The sequence below is a fragment of the Roseinatronobacter monicus genome (assembly GCF_006716865.1).
Lineage (GTDB): Bacteria > Pseudomonadota > Alphaproteobacteria > Rhodobacterales > Rhodobacteraceae > Roseinatronobacter > Roseinatronobacter monicus.
The window spans coordinates 2,021,742-2,040,198 of sequence record NZ_VFPT01000001.1 but is presented as its reverse complement, the minus strand read 5'-3'; the positions used below and the strand labels follow the sequence as shown (position 1 = coordinate 2,040,198).

Genomic DNA, 18,457 nt, shown 5'->3' with positions numbered 1-18,457 from the left:
ACACACATGAAATCGCTTCATATCGCCGCGACCGGCATGAGTGCCCAGCAAATGCGGGTCGATACCATTGCCAATAACCTCGCAAACATGAGCACCACCGGCTATAACGCAAGGCGCACAGATTTCGCGGATCTTCATTATCAGCAATTCGCACGTGCCGGGGCCATTTCCGCATCTGATGGCACGGTGCTGCCGACAGGGGTGCAGGTAGGGCTTGGCGTGCGCCCCTCTTCGGTCAGTATGCAGATCCAGCAAGGTGCCTCTGTGGCCACAGGCGGTGATCTTGATATTGCAATCGAAGGCAAGGGCTATCTTGAAGTCACGCTGCCCGATGGTCAGGCGGGCTACACGCGCGACGGCGGCCTGAAACGCACTGGAGACGGGCTGATCGTCACCTCTGACGGGTTCGAGGTCGTGCCCGGAATTGTCATCCCGAACGATGCCCGATCGCTCTCGATCAATGCGCAGGGCGAGATTTATGGGTACTTCACAGGCCAGATTCAGCCGCAAATGCTGGGGCAACTGACGCTTGCAGGATTTGCCAATGAAAAGGGGCTGGAGGCGATTGGCTCTAACCTGTTTGTGGAAACCGCCGCTTCTGGTGCCGCCTTTATGGGCGCGCCGGGAACAGAGGGGCTGGGCATGCTCCGACAAGGGTACCTTGAGGAAAGCTCGGTCGATCCGGTGCGCGAGATGACTGAACTCATCAAGGCGCAACGCGGGTATGAGCTGAATTCCAAAGTCATCACAGCAGCCGATCAGATGATGGCCGCAACAACGCAGGTTCGCTGATGAAATGGCTTTTGATGGTTTTCATCCTCATCCCGCCGATGGCGCTGGCAGACAGCCTTGTCGCCACGCGCCTGATCCGTGCCACCGATGTCATAACCTCTGGCGATGTGGTCGCGCATGGCGCGCGCGTGCCGGGCGCTGCCACCGCGCCCGATCAGGTGATCGGTCTGGAAGCGCGGGTGGCCATCTATCCCGGTCGCCCGGTGCGCTTGTCCGATCTTGGCCCCGCCGCTGTGATTGAGCGCAATGAGATTGTGCGTATGGTCTACCGGCAAGGGCCGCTGATGATCCTGTCAGAAGGGCGCGCCTTGGCGCGGGCCGGTCTGGGGGATGCGCTGACAGTGATGAACCTCGCATCGCGCCAGTCGGTTCAAGGGGTGGTCACGTCGGCCGGGCTGGTCGCGGTCGGCACCTCCGCACCCGCAATAGGGGGAAACTAGTGCCTCGCTTCGGGGTATTTGACAGCTTTGATTTTTTCTGAATCTCTGTGGAGCGTAGCAGCTTTCTGGGGGTGAGATGATGACAAGAGGGTGCAAGCCGAAGTATGTAGTTCGACTGACGACAGAGGAGCGTGAACACCTTGAAGGGATGATCAGAACGGGTCGGCAAGCCGCCTACAGACTGCTGAAGGCGCGGATTTTGCTGAAGGCGGATGTGTCCTCTGATGGCCCGGGATGGGAAGATGCGCGCATTGCCGAGGCATTAGAGACCAGTCTCTCGACTGTTTTCCGCACCCGGCGCCAACTTGTGGAGGAAGGGCTTGAGGCGACTTTAGCGCGCAAAGTTCCAGCGTCGCTTTCACAACCTCGGATCTTCGATGGGCAAGCCGAGGCCAAGCTGATCGCGCTTGCCTGTTCCGAACCACCCGAAGAATATACGCACTGGACACTCAGGTTGTTGGAAAAGCGGGTTGTCGAACTGGGCATTGTTGAGCAGGCCAGTGATACCACAATCCAACGCACGCTTAAAAAAACGCGCTCAAACCGCACCGGAACCGGTACTGGGTAATCCCACCCAAAGCCAACGCTGGTTTCGTGGCGGCCATGGAGAATGTGCTGGACGTCTACACCCGTCCACACGATCAAAACCGTCCGCTGGTTTGTCTGGACGAGACCAGCAAACAATTGACCCGTGAGACCCGCACACCCATTCCCATGCAGCCAGGGCGCGAGGCGCGCCATGACTACGAATATGAACGCGCAGGTGTCGCCAGCCTGTTCATGTTATTCGCTCCTCTGGAGGGCTGGCGCCACGTCGAGATACGCGATCGACGCACTGCCATCGATTATGCCCATATCCTGCGCGATCTGGCTGATCTCCACTTTCCCTATGCCGAAAAGATCGATCTCGTGCAGGATAATCTGAACACCCACAACCCTGCATCGCTGTACGAGGCTTTCCCGCCTGCCCAAGCGCGCCGCATCGCACAACGGTTCGAATGGCACTACACGCCAAAACATGGGTCTTGGCTCAACATCGCTGAATGTGAACTCAGCGTCCTCGCTCGCCAATGTCTGGCCCGGCGCATCCCGGACAAAACTATGCTGAAGGCCGAAGTCGATGCATGGACAACAAATCGCAACTCCCAACGCGCCAAAACCAACTGGCAGTTCACAACTCAAGACGCGCGCACAAAGCTTATCCGGCTTTATCCGCAAATCGAGTGAATCGCAGGACTAGGCGCATGAGGACCAAACCCTGCCTGAGTGCTACACCGCCCCATCCCGCAGGCCACATGCCGCGTTTGTTTTTACTTCTCTGCTGCGTAGGGGGCCTAGCTGCCTGTCAGCCCTTGGGCGAAGTCGGGCGCGCGCCTGCCTTCTCCCCGCCAGAAACGAGTGTCGAGCATGCAGCGCTCTATAGAATGCCCTTGCCCGATACGACCGAAATTTTGCGCAGCACAGATCAGGCGTCGCTTTGGTCGGCGGGACAAAGATCGCTTCTGGGCGACCGGCGCGCCAGTCGTCAGGGCGATATCATGACCGTCGTTATCGAAATAAATGATAGTGCAGAGATGTCCAACAATACCTCGAACGGGCGCAGCGGGTCCAACAGCATGGCGGTGCCGCAGTTCTTTGGCGTGCCGCAAGTGATTGATCGCAACCTGCCCGGTGGTCTGCAACTGGGCGCGGGAATAGAGACCAACAGCGCCAGCAGCTTTTCCGGTTCTGGCACGGTTCGGCGCAACGAGAAGCTGACGCTGCGCGTGGCCTCAACAGTTGTGGAACGGCTGCCTAATGGCGTGATGAAGATTGAGGGGCGTCAGGAAGTGCGCGTCAATCATGAATTGCGCGAATTGCTGGTGACGGGGTTTGTGCGCGCTGAAGATATCTCGCGGCAGAATGAAATCACCTATGACAAGATCGCAGGCGCGCGCATCTCTTACGGCGGGCGAGGCGTAATTTCCAATGTGCAGCAACCTAGTGCCTCGCTTCGGGGTATTTGACAGCTTTGATTTTTTCTGAATCTCTGTGGAGCGTAGCAGCTTTCTGGGGGTGAGATGATGACAAGAGGGTGCAAGCCGAAGTATGTAGTTCGACTGACGACAGAGGAGCGTGAACACCTTGAAGGGATGATCAGAACGGGTCGGCAAGCCGCCTACAGACTGCTGAAGGCGCGGATTTTGCTGAAGGCGGATGTGTCCTCTGATGGCCCGGGATGGGAAGATGCGCGCATTGCCGAGGCATTAGAGACCAGTCTCTCGACTGTTTTCCGCACCCGGCGCCAACTTGTGGAGGAAGGGCTTGAGGCGACTTTAGCGCGCAAAGTTCCAGCGTCGCTTTCACAACCTCGGATCTTCGATGGGCAAGCCGAGGCCAAGCTGATCGCGCTTGCCTGTTCCGAACCACCCGAAGAATATACGCACTGGACACTCAGGTTGTTGGAAAAGCGGGTTGTCGAACTGGGCATTGTTGAGCAGGCCAGTGATACCACAATCCAACGCACGCTTAAAAAAACGCGCTCAAACCGCACCGGAACCGGTACTGGGTAATCCCACCCAAAGCCAACGCTGGTTTCGTGGCGGCCATGGAGAATGTGCTGGACGTCTACACCCGTCCACACGATCAAAACCGTCCGCTGGTTTGTCTGGACGAGACCAGCAAACAATTGACCCGTGAGACCCGCACACCCATTCCCATGCAGCCAGGGCGCGAGGCGCGCCATGACTACGAATATGAACGCGCAGGTGTCGCCAGCCTGTTCATGTTATTCGCTCCTCTGGAGGGCTGGCGCCACGTCGAGATACGCGATCGACGCACTGCCATCGATTATGCCCATATCCTGCGCGATCTGGCTGATCTCCACTTTCCCTATGCCGAAAAGATCGATCTCGTGCAGGATAATCTGAACACCCACAACCCTGCATCGCTGTACGAGGCTTTCCCGCCTGCCCAAGCGCGCCGCATCGCACAACGGTTCGAATGGCACTACACGCCAAAACATGGGTCTTGGCTCAACATCGCTGAATGTGAACTCAGCGTCCTCGCTCGCCAATGTCTGGCCCGGCGCATCCCGGACAAAACTATGCTGAAGGCCGAAGTCGATGCATGGACAACAAATCGCAACTCCCAACGCGCCAAAACCAACTGGCAGTTCACAACTCAAGACGCGCGCACAAAGCTTATCCGGCTTTATCCGCAAATCGAGTGAATCGCAGGACTAGATATGGCGCGCAGATCACTGAAATCATTGCTCCGTTTTGACATGATGCCCGATGCAGGGCACCCGAGAAAAGGCAGTCTGCATGCGCAAGCTTATTCCAGTGATACTAATCTTGTTGGGCATTGGCGGGGGGCTTGGCGCGGGTCTTGCCTTGCGACCTGTCGTCGAGGTTGACGAACAAGACAGTGTTGAGGCGACGCTCCCCGCGCGGCCCTTGGGCCTTGAGATTGGTGTCTTTGAAATTCCCAATCAATTCATGGTGCCATTGATCGCGGATGACCGTATCGCAAAGGTGCTTGTGCTGGCGCTTGCGCTTGAGATTGATGACGCGCAGCGCGATCTTGTCGCCGCTAATTTGCCACGGCTGCGCGATGCCATGTTACAGATCATGTTTGATCATGCGAATTCGGGCGGGTTTGAAGGGGTCTTCACGGCCAATACGGCGCTTGGCACCTTGCGCGCAGCCTTGCTGGAGTCGGGCCAGAAAATTCTGGGCCGCGACGTGGTTCTGGGGGTGTTGATTACCGATATCCTGCGCAGTGGACCCTGAGAGGGCTGGTCTGGGGCTTGACCTTGGGGCGCGGCTGGATCAGCGTGTCGGCGTGTTGACGCAACAAACGGAAGACATCATGCCACAGGACACGACCATGCAACCGACCGCAAGCAATGCGCACGCAGAACTGGATAATGCGCTGTTGGAAGGGCTGGCGGAGCTGGCCGTGCGGGTCGGGCTGAATTTGCAACCCGAGCAAGACATTGTGCTGACAGCCCCTGTTTCGGCGCTGCCCTTGGCCCGCGCCATCACGCGGGCGGCGTATCGTGCCGGGGGCGGTTTGGTCACGCCGCTGATTACAGACCGTGACATGACACTTGCACGGTTTGAGCATGGCGCGGATGCCGGGTTTGATCGTGCGGCAGGCTGGCTCTACGAGGGGATGGCCAAAGCGTTTGAGGGGGGTGCCGCGCGGCTTGCCCTCGTGGGCGAAGACCCCATGCTGCTGAGCGAGCAGAACCCCACCCTTGTCGGGCGTGCAAATCGCGCCAACGCGCAGGCCTATAGCCCTGCGCTTGCCGCGATTGCCGGGTTTCATATCAACTGGTCGATTATTTCCTGCCCGACGGTGGATTGGGCGCGCCGGATGTTCCCCGATCTGTCCGCGCAAGAGGCGCTGTTGCGGCTGGCCGAGGCCGTCAAGGTGACCGCACGGCTGGACCAGAGCGACCCGGTCGCGGCATGGAGCGCGCATAATACCGAGCTAGCACGCCGCTGCCTGATGCTGAATGAGGCGCGGTTTGATGCGTTGCATTTCCGCGCGCCGGGCACCGACCTAACCGTCGGGTTGGCGGATGGCCATGCCTGGCTGGGCGGTGCCAATGAGGCGCGCAACGGGGTGCGTTGCAACCCTAATATCCCCACCGAGGAGGTGTTCACCACGCCCCACGCCGCGCGCACCGAAGGCTATGTGCGGGCGACAAAACCGCTGTCGCATCAGGGCAGCCTGCTGGAAGAGATCGAGATGCGGTTTGAATCGGGGCGCGCTGTGTCGGCACGCGCTGCACGGGGCGGCGATGTGTTGCGCGATATGCTGGCCACAGATGAAGGTGCTGCGCGGTTGGGCGAAGTGGCGCTGGTGCCGCATTCCTCGCCCGTGTCGCAAACGGGGCTGTTGTATTTCAACACCCTGTTTGACGAAAACGCCGCCTCGCATATTGCGATGGGGCAATGCTATGCGTCCTGTTTCGAGCAGGGTGAGCGCCTGAGCAAGGCCGAGATTTCAGCGCGCGGCGGCAATGAAAGCCTGATCCATGTGGACTGGATGATCGGCTCGGATGCGATGGATGTGGACGGTGTTCATGACGGGGCAGAACCGGTCGCACTGATGCGCAAGGGTGAATGGGTGCGCAGCTAGGTTTTGTGATCGAGCAGGCGTGCCACCGCGTCGGCCCTGCCAAAGCTGCGCGCGGTTTTCGCGCGTTGTTCGATCAGGGCCGCGCGCTGTCGTGCCAAAAGCAGGTTGAGATGCATCATTTGCTGTGCCGACCAGTGCAGATGCGCCTGCTGCACACTAAACAATGCTGGATCAATGTTCATCTGCGCGCGCACCGGAAGCTGCGCCAGTTTCTCGCGCGTCAGGTTCTGGGCGGCGGTGAGGCGCTGCAATCGCGCCATGTCATGATCGCGGATCATCTGCGTGAGCGCGCGCATTTTCTGTAACCTGTCGCGGCTTTTCATGACCAGCCACCTGTCCGTGCCTTTATGCGCATGGCTTCGGCAAACCGGATCGCGGCGGCCACGGCACCGAAATGCTCGGTGGATATCTCTTGCCCCAACTCGACAGTCGCGTGCAGCGCACGTGCTGTGGGTGGGTCGGAATGAATTGGAACGCCTGCATCTTCCGCGCGCTCCCGGATGCGGGCCGCTATCTGATCGACGCCTTTTGCAACACAGACCGGTGCGCCCAGATCATCAGATGACCATTTCAGCGCCACTGCGTAATGCGTCGGGTTGACGATGACGACGCTGGCATCGGACACCGCTTCCAACATGTGATTGCTGGCAATCTCGCGGCCCCGCCGGTGCCGCTGCCCTTTCGCATGCGGGTCGCCCTCGGATTGTTTGTGCTCGTCCCGCATATCTTTGAACGACATGCGGTTGCGGCGCATATGCTCGGCCCTTTGCCAGAAGAAATCAATCGCCCCGACGGACAGTTTGACAACAAAGACAAGCGCCAGAAAACGGATGACCAGACCAAGCAATTCAGCGCTTGCCAGTGCGGGTGTCAGATACATGCTGGTCAGAATGGAGGCCAGATTATGCATCAAAAACAGCCACAGGACGCTTGAGATGACCAGCAGTTTGACCGTGCTCTTGGCAAATTCAAACAGGCCGTTGCGCCCGAATTTGTTTTTCGCATTCGCTATGGGGTTGATGCGAGAGGCCTTTGGCATCAGCTTCTCGGGGGCAAAGATCACAGTGCGCTGGGCAATTAACCCTGTCCAGACCAACAGGAATGGCACGATCACCAGCGCCAGGATCGCCACCGCGACATGCAGGATCAACCCACCCACCAAAGGCGTCGCATTCCCGACAAGCAGCGCTGATATCTGATCGGCCTGCGATATCAGGACAAGCCCGGCATCCCCCAGTTGCGTTACTGCGAAATGACCCGTTGCCATCGCGGCTATCAGTAGCCCCAGAAACGCCGCCGCAGTGTTCAGATCGGTAGAGCGCGGCACCTCGCCCTTTTCTCGTTGTTGTTGCAGTTTGCGCTCGGTCGGCTCGAATTCCTTTTCGCCGCTTTGGTCGTCATCGCTCATCGGGGCAGTCCTTCGGGCGCATGCAAAAAGCCTAAGAACGCCTCGTGCCAGATCGGCAGCATCAGCGGGGCTGTAAGAAACAACACCGCCAATCCGGCCCATGTGATGGCTGGCGCGCCGACAAAGGCCACCATCAATTGCGGCATCGCCTTGTTGATGGCCCCCAGTGCGACATAGAAAATCAACGACAGGATCACAAAAGGCATGGCCAGCGTAAAGGCCAGCGTGAAGGCGCGCGCAACATGTGCCACGCCCCATTCCGCAAGGCTGGCGGCATCGGGAAAACGTGCGGGCGGGAAAAACTGGTAGGACAGGAGTATCAATTCGGCCAAGGTAACGTGCAGGCCAAGTGTCACCGCCAGCGCAAGGCCCGCCATGACCAGAATTTGCGACATAGCGGGTTGCGGGTCTACGCCCGCGCCGCCAAAGAATTGCGACAGTGACGTGGCTTGTGCGGCGATTGTTCCGGCAATCTGCAATGCGATGGTCAGCAATCGCAACCCAATGCCCAGCACCAGCCCGGCCAGCGCCTCGGCGGTGACAAGGGTTACGAGCGGTCCGGGTGCCAGCGTCGTAACGGGCATGATCGGGGCCACAGCCGGTGCGGTGATGGCCGTGAAGGCAAGCGTCAGGGCAAGCCGCACGCGGACCGGCACAACCTGTTCCCCAAAGGCAGGCGCAAGCGCCATCATCGCGCCGACCCGGATAAAGACACCAAAACTGCTGGCCGCAATATCGGCCATGCCGGTGCTGACGTTGTCAAGCATCTGAAAGATATCAGCGGTCATGGCGCGATGGTGCCGACCAGCGCCGGTCGTGCCTCCAGTCCGATTTCCTCGTAAGACAGAACCGAGGGCGATAGCCCCTTGGCAGACAGGGCCGTGCGCAGAAACCGGCGGCGGCGCGCAGATGTCACAAGCGCCGGGCTGATCCCGGTTTTCGCCAACTCGGCCAGTGTGCGCGCAATCTGATCGGTCAGGCGCGTGAACTCTTCTGGCGGAAGTGCGACATCACTGGCACCAAACTCGCCGGTCATCTGATAGGTGGAAAACACCTCTTCCCAGTCTGGAGCAAGCTGGATCAGCGGCAAGGTTCCATCTGCGCGTTTCAGCGGGGCGACAAGCTGAAAGCCCAGACGCTGGCGGACATGTTCGCACACGGCATCTGGCCCTTGCAGCAGCGTGCGGACCTCGGACATTGCCTCAAGGATCAGGGGGATGTTGCGGATCGAGACGCGTTCATCCAGCAGCAAACGCAGAACACCCAGCAGCAGTTCGACCGGCACCTTGTCGGGGATCAGGTCATTCAACAGGCGTTTGTTCGCCTCGGCGCGGCTGGTGTCGGACATGCTGGTCAGCGCGTCCAACACGCGGTGCAGGCTTTTGAACGTCAGCAGGCGTGCGAAATTCGATTTCAGAACTTCAAGAAGATGCGTGGCCAGCACCTCGACCGGGCTGACAACTGTGGTGCCGGACAGCGTGGCATCTTCCTGTCGGGCGGGGTCGATCCAGCGGGCGGGGGCCTGATAGACCGGTTCTTTCACGTTCTCACCGGTGATGTTGAATGTTGCTTCGTCCTGAACCAGTGCCAGCAGCTTGTTGGGGCGCAGTTGATCGCGGGCCTGTTCTACCCCGTGGATCAGAATTGCGTATGTCCCTTCTGGCAGGGTGGCGTCATCGGTCAGGCGGATTTCCGGCAGGATCAGCCCGAATTCCCGCGCGACATGCGCCCGGATATTCGAGATGCGCCCGTCCAGCCCCAAAGCAGGGTCCAGCACCATCGGAACAAGGTCAGGGGCGAATTGCACGTGGATTTCATCCAGATCAAGGACATCCCCCATACCGCGCCGTGGCGGTTCTGGCAGCGTATCGGGGGGGACGGCGGCCAAGATTTCGGCCTTGGTCAGCTTGTTCTGCGCAACCCAAGCCAGCCCGATCAGGACACCCGCGCCAGTGACGAAGGGCACAAAGGGCAAACCGGGGATGAAGGCAAACAGCGCCATCAGGAACCCGACCGTTGCAAGCGCAGAGGGGTAGCGGCCAAGCTGGTCAAACAACTGCGTATCTGTCGCCCCATTGGCCCCGCCGCGCGCCAGCAGCAATGCGGCGGCGATCGAGATGATGACGGCGGGGATCTGGCTGACCAGCCCGTCGCCGACAGTCAGAATAGCATAGGTCTCAAACGCGGCGCTCAGGCTCATTCCATGCATCATGGTACCGTTGATCAGGCCCATCACGATGTTCAGCAGTGTTATCAGCAGCCCGGCAATGGCATCGCCCTTGACGAATTTCGAGGCGCCATCAAGTGATCCGTAGAAATTCGTCTCGGCCTGTTCGGTTTCTCGACGGTGGCGGGCCTCGGCGTGGTCAATCGCACCAGCCGACATGTCGCTGTCGATGGCAAGCTGCTTGCCCGGCATTCCATCCAGCGCGAAACGTGCGCCCACTTCGGCCATGCGCCCGGCACCTTTGGTGATGACGATGAAATTCACGATCAGCAGCACAAGGAAAATAACGACCCCCAGAAAGACAGAGCCGCTCATGACGAAGCTGGCAAAGCCTTGAATGACGCCGCCTGCCGCATGTGTGCCGGTATGCCCCTCGCCAATAATCAGCTTGGTGGATGACACATTCAGCGACAACCGCAGCATCAGCGACGCCAGCAGGACTGTCGGAAATATTGAGAAATCCAGCGGGCGCTGGATGAACAGCGTGACGGTGAACATCAGGATGGCAAGCGCGAAGGACGCGGCCAGACCCAAATCCAGAATCCAAGCGGGGATTGGCAGGATCATCATCGAGATGACTGCCATCAATGCCAGTGCAAGCAGGATCGTCGGCTTGAAGATGGCCTTGGGTTGGAGCAATTTCATGGCTTGCGCGGGGCCAGATCGATCAGGCGCGCGCTTAGCGCTTGACCTGAGAGTGGCACCAGAGAGCCCATACTGGTGCTGCCTGCTGAGGTCAGCAAAACAAAGCGGTTGGTGCCGCGATCGGGTGAGGGGGGTGGCATATCGGGGCTTGCCTGTGCGCGCATCTGGCGAAAACGCGCGATGTAGCGTTGCGCATGGTGCGGGGTTGCGGAATGATATGCGCCCGCTGCCAGTTCCCAAGCGCCAAGCCGGGCCTTGTGCTGCGCCAGCAGGCGCGCGGCATAATCTGCGTTGCGCGCAGGGTCGATCATAGCATCCAGCGACGTGAAGTTTTGGCCGTGCCAGCGGTAGTTGATCTGAAAACACCCCAGATCGACATTACGGTGCCCGGCGTCCAGTTTGGTCTGTGCAAAGGCCACGGCCTTGGCGCGGTTGTCGAACCACTGGCCGCGCCCTACTGCATGAATGGCCCAAGGCCACGGCTCCATCTGGCCCGCGCGGCTGCGACCTGTTTCCACCAGCGCCACGGCGCGCAGCACATCCATTGGCACGCCGTGGCGTGTCGCGGCCTGTTGCGCTGCCGCTTCGCAAAGCTGTGCTTGTGGCGATGCGCGGCTGAGGACAGGCCATGCCAGAATGCTTAGGATAATCAACCCGGCTAGAACAAAGCAGGCCATTTGCAATAGTTTCAACGCAATGCGGTCGTCGGGTCTGGCCATGCTTGCTCCTGCAATCTGACGGCGCGGTGGCGCGCTTGCAGGAGCGATTAAGCGTGATTCTGGTTTATATTCGGTAACTACAGCGCATCTTGGTGCATCTCGGCCCTCAAATTGCAGGGGTGCAGGGTCATGTCACCTTGGCGCGGTGGTGAAATCCGGCCCGGTCCCAGCGCTTTTCTGCCATGATCGCGCAGAGTTTTTCCGCAGCCAAAGCGACATCTTCTTGCGACAGATACAGCGGGGTGAAGCCAAAGCGCAAAATATCGGGCGCGCGGAAATCACCGATAACGCCATCGGCAATCAGCGCCTGAATGATTGCATAGCCATGCTCATGCCGGAAACTGACCTGAGAGCCGCGCTGCGCCCCCTCGCGCGGAGAGGCCAGCGCAAGTTCAGGGCAACCTGCCTCGACATGAGCAATGAAGCTGTCTTGAAGCTCCAGCGAGCGCGCGCGCAAATCGCCCATATCAACCTCGTCCCAGACATCGAGCGCGGCATCAAGGGCTGCGAGTTGCAAGATGGACGGCGTGCCCACCCGCATGCGGTCAATTCCAGCACCGGGCCGGTAGTCGAGATCAAAGGCAAAGGGGGCTTCATGCCCCAGCCAGCCCGAAAGCGCGGGGCGCACCGTGTCTGCCAGTCGCGGGGCCACATAGATGAAAGCGGGGCCGCCGGGGCCGGAGTTGAGATATTTGTAACTGCACCCCACGGCAAAATCAGTGTCCGCGCCCGAAACATCGACCGGAATAGCACCTGCGGAATGCGCCAGATCCCAGACCACCAGCGCGCCCGCCTCATGCGCCCGCGCAATCAATCGGGCCATGTCATGCTTGCGGCCCGTGCGGTAATCCACTTCGGTAATCATCAGTACGGCGACGCTGTCATCTATGGCGTCCTCGACCGCTTCGGGGGCCACGGTCCTGAGCTGGTAATCCGGCCCCAACGTGCGACACAATCCGTCGGCCATATACAGATCAGACGGGAAGTTGCCTGTATCTGACAGAATCACGCGTCGATCTGGGCGCAATTCCAGCGCCGAGGCCAGCGCCTGATAAACCTTGATCGACAACGTGTCGCCCATGACCACAGTGCCGGGGGCCGCGCCGATCAATCGGCCCACACGGTCGCCCACGCGCGCGGGCAGGTCCATCCAGCCCGCCTTGTTCCAGCCGGTGATCAGCATCTCACCCCATTCTGCGCGGATGGTCTGCTCGACCCGTGCGGGCACAGCACGCGGCAGGGGGCCAAGGGAATTGCCATCCAGATAGATCACGCCCTCTGGCAGGGTGAACATGGCGCGGGTGGCGGTGAAATCGGTCATGGTTTGTCCCCCAATAGATGCACTCGTATCGGTGCCGCGTCGTTGAGCGAAGGTCAAGAGCGCTGCAAAGGACTTGAATTGAGAATGCAAATAATCGAATGTGATTTTATTTGGAGGAGATTGATCATGCGCGCCTTGCTTGCCACCTGCCTGACGGCCAGCCTTGCTTTCGCCAGCCCGACATATGCCAGCGATCTGGCAGATGAACTGGCCGCCTATCTGGATTTTGCCAGCTATACCGAAGGTGTCATCATGGTCGATCAGTTGACGGATGACATTTTGCCAGATGTCACCTTTATCGACGCGCGCAATGCCGGTGAATACGCCGAGGACGGGATCGAGGGCGCGCTGAACATCGAATGGCGCGAGATTGTCGACCGGCTGGATGAATTGCCTGCCAGCGGCATGGTGGTTGTCTATTGCAACACGGCAGTGCTTTCGACACAGGCGGTTCTGGTCGCGCGGCTTTTGGGGCGCTCGAACGTGTTGGTGCTGCAAGGCGGGCTTGCTGCTTGGACTGCGGGCCGGGATTGAGCGGCGGCGGGCCGTCACTGATCCGGTATCTGGATTACCCGCCGGTCTGGTTGCTGGCCGCGCTGGGCGTTGTCTGGCTGGAAACGGTGGCCGTGCCGCCGCTGCTCGGGCAGCCCTTTGTCCACGCCGTTGGCACTTTGGTTACGCTGACGGGGGCGCTGCTGTTCGGTCTGGCGGGGTGGTCGTTTTTGCGCGCGCGCTCGACCATCATTCCGCACCAGACACCGCAGCATCTGATTACCACAGGAATTTTCCGCATCTCGCGCAATCCGATCTATCTTGCAGATGTGCTGATTCTTGTCGGGCTGTCGTTGCGTTGGGGCGCGGTTGGTGGCTTGCTGCTTGCGCCGCTGCTGGTCTGGGTGCTGCGTGTGCGGTTCATCGAGCCGGAGGAGGCGCGTATTCTTGATCAGTTCGGGGACGACGCGCGTGCGTATTTTGCACGCACACGGCGGTGGCTGTGACAGACGGCGCCCGATCATGAGGCAGAGATGCGCAAGCGCTGCGCGCTGCAAGGCCACGTGCGCCCCGTGCAACACGTCGCGGCTGTTACGAATTATTGCCCGCTTGTGAAACAATCTTGCGCAGGTTATGGAAGCGCGGTGCCAACAAGCCATGTTTGCACAGGCACAACATGGTGAACCTGAAGGAAAGGGGGACGACGCGTGAAAGTCGGGGCGTTAAAGGAAATCAAACAGGGCGAGGCGCGGGTTGCGCTGACGCCAGATAGTGCGCAGCAGATCCAGAAGCTGGGCCATGAGTGTTTTGTCCAGTCGGGCGCGGGTGTCGCGGCGGGCTTTAGTGACGAGCTGTATGAAAAGGCCGGTGTCACGGTCGTCAAGGATGCAAGCGCACTTTGCGAAGCGACAGATGTCGTCATCAAGGTGCGCGAGCCCGAGATGGACGAGATCAAACTGCTGCGCGAGCGGCAGACGCTTATTTCCTTCTTCTGGCCTGCCCAGAATGAAGCGATGCTAGAGGCAGCCAAAGCTCAGGGCGCGACGGTCATCGCTATGGACATGGTGCCACGGATTTCGCGCGCTCAGAAAATGGATGCGCTGTCCTCTATGGCCAATATTGCGGGCTACCGCGCGGTGATCGAGGCTGGCAACAACTTCGGCCGCTTCTTTACCGGTCAGGTAACAGCGGCGGGGAAAATTCCGCCCGCACGTGTGCTGATTGTGGGCGCAGGTGTTGCAGGGCTTGCGGCCATCGGCACCAGCACCTCGCTGGGTGCAATTACGCTTGCGTTCGATGTGCGCCCCGAAGTGGCCGAGCAGATCGAATCGATGGGTGCGGAATTCGTCTTTCTTGAATTTGAAGACAGCGCCACAGATGGTGCTGAAACCGGTGGCTATGCCGCACCAAGTAGCCCTGAATTCCGCGAAAAGCAGCTTGAGAAATTCCGCGAGCTGGCCCCGAATGTCGATATCGTCATCACCACCGCGCTGATCCCCGGACGGCCCGCGCCCAAACTCTGGACCGAAGATATGGTCCAGATGATGAAACCCGGATCGGTCATCGTCGATCTTGCAGCGGAAAAGGGTGGCAATTGCGACCTGACCGTGATGGACGAGCGTCTGGTGACAGAAAACGGTGTGGTTATCATCGGTTACACGGATTTCCCGTCACGCATGGCGGCGCAATCCTCGACGCTGTATTCGACGAATATCCGTCACATGCTGCACGATCTGACGCCGGAAAAAGATGGTGCCATCAACCATAACATGGACGATGACGTCATTCGCGGCGCGACAGTGACGCATGAAGGCGCGGTCACGTTCCCACCACCGCCCCCCAAGGTGAAGGCGATTGCCGCCAAGCCGAAGGAAAAGGTCAAGGAACTGACGGCAGAGGAAAAGCGCGCGGCTGAAATCGCAGCCTTCAAGGCACAGACCAAAACGCAGGTCGCACTGTTGGCCGGTGGGGCTGCATTTGTACTGGCCGTGGGACTGGTCGCGCCTGAAAGCTTCATGCGCAATTTTATCATTTTCGTACTGGCAGTCTTCGTGGGGTTCCAGGTGATCTGGAAAGTTTCGCACAGCCTGCACACACCGCTTATGGCGGTGACGAATGCGATCTCGTCGATCATCGTTGTCGGCGCTTTGTTGCAGATCGGGTCGACATCGGTGTTGATCACGCTCATGGCAGCGCTCGCCTTGCTTATGGCTGCGGTGAATATCTTTGGTGGCTTCATGGTAACACGGCGTATGCTCGCCATGTTCCAGAAGTCCTGACAGGCGGGAGGAATAAGAGATGGATTTCGGTTTCACGATTGCGGCCTATGCTGTCGCAACAGTTCTCTTCGTGCTGTCACTGGGCGGACTATCAGGGCAGGAAAGCGCCAAGCGCGCAATCTGGTACGGCATCGCCGGTATGGCGGTGGCGGTTGTTGGCACAATGGTCGGGCCGGGTTCCGGCCTGTGGGGGCTGACGCTGGTTCTGATAGCACTTGGCGGGATCGTTGGCTGGCAGTTGGCCACACGCGTGCAAATGACGCAGATGCCCGAACTGGTTGCGATCATGCACAGCCTTGTCGGCCTTGCCGCAGTGCTGGTGGGCTTTAACGCGCATCTGGAGATTGACCGCGTCGCTGCGGCATTTGCCAACGCAGAATTGCCCTTCCCGCAGCCTGTCGGGCTGATGTCGGTGCCTGCCTATGAACTTTGGCTGAGCCTGACAAATTTCGCAGCAATCATCGGCAAGAAAACCGCTGTTGAAGTGACCATCCTGCGGGTCGAATTGATGATCGGCATCTGGATCGGGGCTGTGACCTTTACCGGCTCGATCATCGCTTATGGCAAACTGGCAGGCCGGGTAGATACAGCGGCCAAGCAACTGCCCGGTGGGCATATGCTGAACGCAGGTGCGGCGGTCGCTTCGGTGCTGTTTGCAGCGCTCTACCTTGTGTTTTCTGACAGCAGTGCCTTTGCAATTCTGATGCTCATTCTTCTGACCGCAATGGCGCTGTTCATCGGCTACCATCTGATCATGGGTATTGGCGGTGCCGATATGCCGGTGGTGGTGTCGATGCTCAACAGCTATTCAGGTTGGGCGGCAGCGGCCATCGGTTTCAGCCTTGGCAATGAATTGCTGATCGTTGTGGGCGCGCTGGTGGGCAGCTCGGGTGCGATCCTGAGTTACATCATGTGCAAAGCCATGAACCGCAGCTTTATCAGCGTGATCCTTGGCGGCTTTGGCGGTGCATCTGGTCCGCAAATGGCAGTTGAAGGCGAGCAAATCGCAATCAATGCGGATGGCGTGGCCGCTGCATTGAATGAGGCGGACAGCGTCGTCATCGTGCCGGGCTATGGCATGGCCGTGGCGCAGGCACAGCAAACGGTGTCGGAACTGACACGCAAGCTGCGCGCGAAAGGTAAGAACGTTCGTTTCGCTATTCACCCCGTTGCGGGGCGTTTGCCGGGGCATATGAACGTGCTGCTGGCCGAAGCGAAGGTGCCCTATGACATCGTGCTGGAAATGGACGAGATCAATGAGGATTTCCCATCGACAGATGTGGTGATCGTCATCGGGTCAAACGACATCGTTAACCCCGCCGCACAAGAAGATCCAAACAGCCCCATCGCGGGGATGCCGGTTCTGGAAGTGTGGAAGGCCAAACAGGTTTTCGTGTCCAAGCGCGGGCAGGGTACGGGCTATTCCGGCATCGAGAACCCGCTGTTCTACAAGGACAACACGCGGATGTTCTATGGCGACGCAAAAGCCTCGGTCGATTCACTGCTGCCCTTGATCGACTGAACACAACCTTTGTGACTGATCTTCGACCCGTCCCTGAAAGGGGGCGGGTTTCTCTTTTGCACCCGCTCTTTGTCTGTTGCAGAATTACAAGTGTGCGACTGCGTACTGCAATCGGCCTTTCATTTGCCGCGTCGCAGAATATGCTTATGATCACCCAAATATAAGGCACCCAAGCCCATGCCGCCGATCGAGGACCATCCCCAGCGCTACACGCTTGTGAATGAGTTGCACGCACGCCCAGCGGCAAAGATTTCTGCGCCCGGTGTCGCCGCCTTTCTTGCTGTGAAACCCGCGCATGATGCGTCCAAGCGCGACCGCGGCGCGGATCGTGCGCATTTGCTGTCCCTGCTGGACCGGCACGGGGCGGGTCATCCTGCCCCCGATGCAACGCATCACTCTGCTGAACTGGGCCGCCATCATCTGAAATGGGAAAGCCATACGGAATTTGTGACCTACACAACTTTCGAGCAGGGCGTGGCAGAACGTCCCTTTGATCCGGCGGCCTTCGGTGTGTTTCCTGATGCGTGGCTGGACGCTGCACCGGGAACGCGCCTGACCTCGATCCTGTTTCAGATCGAGACAATGTCGGATGACATATCCGAGATGCGCGAGAAGTTGCTGGATTGGTTCGTGCCCGAAAGCCTTGCTGCGTCCTATGTTCTGGACGGCACAGCCATCATTGCCAGCGATTTCCGTATCGACCGTGCGGGCCATATTCGCATGGCCGTTTTCGTCAAGGAAGGCACAGGCGGGCGGCGGGTCGGGCGGATTTTGCAGCGCTTGTGCGAGATTGAGACCTATAAGACCATTTCCATGCTGGGGCTGTTGCGCGCGCGCAACCTGTCGCCGCAGATGGCGATGCTGGATGATGAACTCTCGCGGATGACCCGCGCGATGGTCGAGCCAGATAAACGGTCGGAAGAAACGCTTGAGGCGCTTTTGCGCATCTCGTCCGAGCTGGAAAATATGATGGTCGAAAATTCGTTCCGGTTCGGGGCGACAGGGGCCTATGAAGCGCTTGTGCATCAGCGCATCGAAGTGCTGCGCGAGGCGCGCTTCAATGGCCGCCAGACCCTGCATGAATTCATGACCCGCCGCTATGACCCGGCCATGCGCACGGTCAAATCCGCCGAAGCGCGCCTCAGCAAGATGGCAGAGCGTGCGATGCGCGCAGGGCAGTTGTTGGGCACGCGGGTGGATGTCGAACGCTCGGCGCAGAACCAGAAACTACTGGAAAGCATGGACCGGCGCGCAGATTTGCAATTGCGGTTGCAAAACACGGTCGAGGGGCTGTCTGTCGTGGCGATCAGCTATTATGCAGTGAACCTTGCCAGCTACGTTGCCATGCCGATCATGGAGCCGTTTGGCATTACGCGCGGCGTCGCAATGGCGATACTCGCACCTTTGGTCGTGCTGGGGGTTTGGGGGATGGTGCGCCGTATCCGGCGCCATTTCGACTGACACCAATGTTGCCGCGGC

Annotated in this window: 18 protein-coding genes; 12 read left to right on the top strand and 6 right to left on the bottom strand. The window is 59.4% G+C overall.

What is annotated here, in order from left to right; genetic code table 11:
- Positions 1 to 6: 6 nt before the first annotated feature.
- The 7 genes from flgG to BD293_RS09630 all read left to right on the top strand — a co-directional run bounded on the left by flgG (position 7) and on the right by BD293_RS09630 (position 6,365).
- Entirely contained in the window at positions 7 to 792 is a 786-nt protein-coding gene (gene flgG, locus BD293_RS09660) for a flagellar basal-body rod protein FlgG (RefSeq protein ID WP_142081215.1), read from the top strand.
- A complete protein-coding gene (gene flgA / locus BD293_RS09655; protein ID WP_142081213.1) occupies positions 792 to 1,232 on the top strand; it encodes a flagellar basal body P-ring formation chaperone FlgA in 441 nt (146 codons plus the stop codon). The genes flgG and flgA overlap by 1 nt, the downstream gene beginning before the upstream one ends.
- A 79-nt stretch (positions 1,233 to 1,311) precedes the next feature.
- A protein-coding gene (locus BD293_RS09650) for an IS630 family transposase (protein WP_142084373.1) occupies positions 1,312 to 2,459 on the top strand; the annotation gives its coding sequence in 2 pieces (ribosomal slippage) (positions 1,312 to 1,759 and positions 1,759 to 2,459; 1,149 coding nt in all).
- 68 nt (positions 2,460 to 2,527) lie between these two features.
- On the top strand, positions 2,528 to 3,238 hold the full coding sequence (gene flgH, locus BD293_RS09645; protein WP_142084474.1) for a flagellar basal body L-ring protein FlgH: 711 nt from the start codon (positions 2,528 to 2,530) through the stop codon (positions 3,236 to 3,238).
- A 57-nt stretch (positions 3,239 to 3,295) separates the two neighbouring features.
- Positions 3,296 to 4,443 (top strand): IS630 family transposase gene (locus tag BD293_RS09640; protein ID WP_142084373.1). Its coding sequence is split into 2 segments (ribosomal slippage): positions 3,296 to 3,743 and positions 3,743 to 4,443, totalling 1,149 coding nucleotides; the frame shifts between segments, so codons are not numbered across the junction.
- Positions 4,444 to 4,537: 94 nt separating this feature from the next.
- A complete protein-coding gene (locus tag BD293_RS09635) occupies positions 4,538 to 5,005 on the top strand; it encodes a flagellar basal body-associated FliL family protein (protein ID WP_142081211.1) in 468 nt (155 codons plus the stop codon).
- A 79-nt stretch (positions 5,006 to 5,084) separates the two neighbouring features.
- Complete coding sequence (locus BD293_RS09630; RefSeq protein WP_425467924.1) at positions 5,085 to 6,365, top strand: aminopeptidase; 1,281 nt, start codon at positions 5,085 to 5,087, stop codon at positions 6,363 to 6,365.
- Here the strand turns inward: BD293_RS09630 and BD293_RS09625 are convergent.
- From BD293_RS09625 to kynU, 6 genes are all read right to left on the bottom strand, one after another.
- Positions 6,362 to 6,661, bottom strand: a complete 300-nt coding sequence (locus tag BD293_RS09625) for a hypothetical protein (protein ID WP_170207098.1) — start codon at positions 6,659 to 6,661, stop codon at positions 6,362 to 6,364. The two genes, BD293_RS09630 and BD293_RS09625, sit on opposite strands and share 4 nt — an antisense overlap.
- A gap of 23 nt (positions 6,662 to 6,684) precedes the next feature.
- On the bottom strand, positions 6,685 to 7,773 hold the full coding sequence (locus BD293_RS09620; protein ID WP_142081207.1) for an EscU/YscU/HrcU family type III secretion system export apparatus switch protein: 1,089 nt from the start codon (positions 7,771 to 7,773) through the stop codon (positions 6,685 to 6,687).
- Positions 7,770 to 8,561 (bottom strand): flagellar biosynthetic protein FliR, encoded by a 792-nt coding sequence (locus BD293_RS09615; protein ID WP_142081205.1) that lies wholly within the window; start codon positions 8,559 to 8,561, stop codon positions 7,770 to 7,772. Before BD293_RS09615 ends, BD293_RS09620 begins: the two co-directional genes overlap by 4 nt.
- The gene (flhA, locus tag BD293_RS09610; RefSeq protein WP_142081203.1) at positions 8,558 to 10,645 is read right to left on the bottom strand and encodes a flagellar biosynthesis protein FlhA; all 2,088 of its coding nucleotides are present in this window, start codon (positions 10,643 to 10,645) and stop codon (positions 8,558 to 8,560) included. Before flhA ends, BD293_RS09615 begins: the two co-directional genes overlap by 4 nt.
- The gene (locus BD293_RS09605) at positions 10,642 to 11,364 is read right to left on the bottom strand and encodes a lytic transglycosylase domain-containing protein (protein ID WP_246086261.1); all 723 of its coding nucleotides are present in this window, start codon (positions 11,362 to 11,364) and stop codon (positions 10,642 to 10,644) included. Before BD293_RS09605 ends, flhA begins: the two co-directional genes overlap by 4 nt.
- A 127-nt stretch (positions 11,365 to 11,491) precedes the next feature.
- Positions 11,492 to 12,685 carry a kynureninase gene (kynU, locus tag BD293_RS09600; RefSeq protein ID WP_142081202.1) on the bottom strand — a complete coding sequence of 398 codons (1,194 nt, stop codon included), beginning with the start codon at positions 12,683 to 12,685 and terminating at the stop codon, positions 11,492 to 11,494.
- 126 nt (positions 12,686 to 12,811) lie between these two features.
- Between kynU and BD293_RS09595 the strand changes: the two genes are divergently transcribed.
- The 5 genes from BD293_RS09595 (at position 12,812) to BD293_RS09575 (ending at position 18,439) form a co-directional block, all read left to right on the top strand.
- A complete protein-coding gene (locus BD293_RS09595; RefSeq protein WP_211841009.1) occupies positions 12,812 to 13,219 on the top strand; it encodes a rhodanese-like domain-containing protein in 408 nt (135 codons plus the stop codon).
- Positions 13,216 to 13,683 carry a methyltransferase family protein gene (locus BD293_RS09590; RefSeq protein WP_142081198.1) on the top strand — a complete coding sequence of 156 codons (468 nt, stop codon included), beginning with the start codon at positions 13,216 to 13,218 and terminating at the stop codon, positions 13,681 to 13,683. Before BD293_RS09595 ends, BD293_RS09590 begins: the two co-directional genes overlap by 4 nt.
- Before the next feature lie 201 nt (positions 13,684 to 13,884).
- On the top strand, positions 13,885 to 15,456 hold the full coding sequence (locus tag BD293_RS09585; protein ID WP_142081196.1) for a Re/Si-specific NAD(P)(+) transhydrogenase subunit alpha: 1,572 nt from the start codon (positions 13,885 to 13,887) through the stop codon (positions 15,454 to 15,456).
- 19 nt (positions 15,457 to 15,475) lie between these two features.
- The gene (locus tag BD293_RS09580; protein WP_142081194.1) at positions 15,476 to 16,978 is read left to right on the top strand and encodes an NAD(P)(+) transhydrogenase (Re/Si-specific) subunit beta; all 1,503 of its coding nucleotides are present in this window, start codon (positions 15,476 to 15,478) and stop codon (positions 16,976 to 16,978) included.
- Positions 16,979 to 17,155: 177 nt separating this feature from the next.
- Complete coding sequence (locus BD293_RS09575) at positions 17,156 to 18,439, top strand: DUF3422 family protein (protein WP_142081192.1); 1,284 nt, start codon at positions 17,156 to 17,158, stop codon at positions 18,437 to 18,439.
- Positions 18,440 to 18,457: the final 18 nt, after the last annotated feature.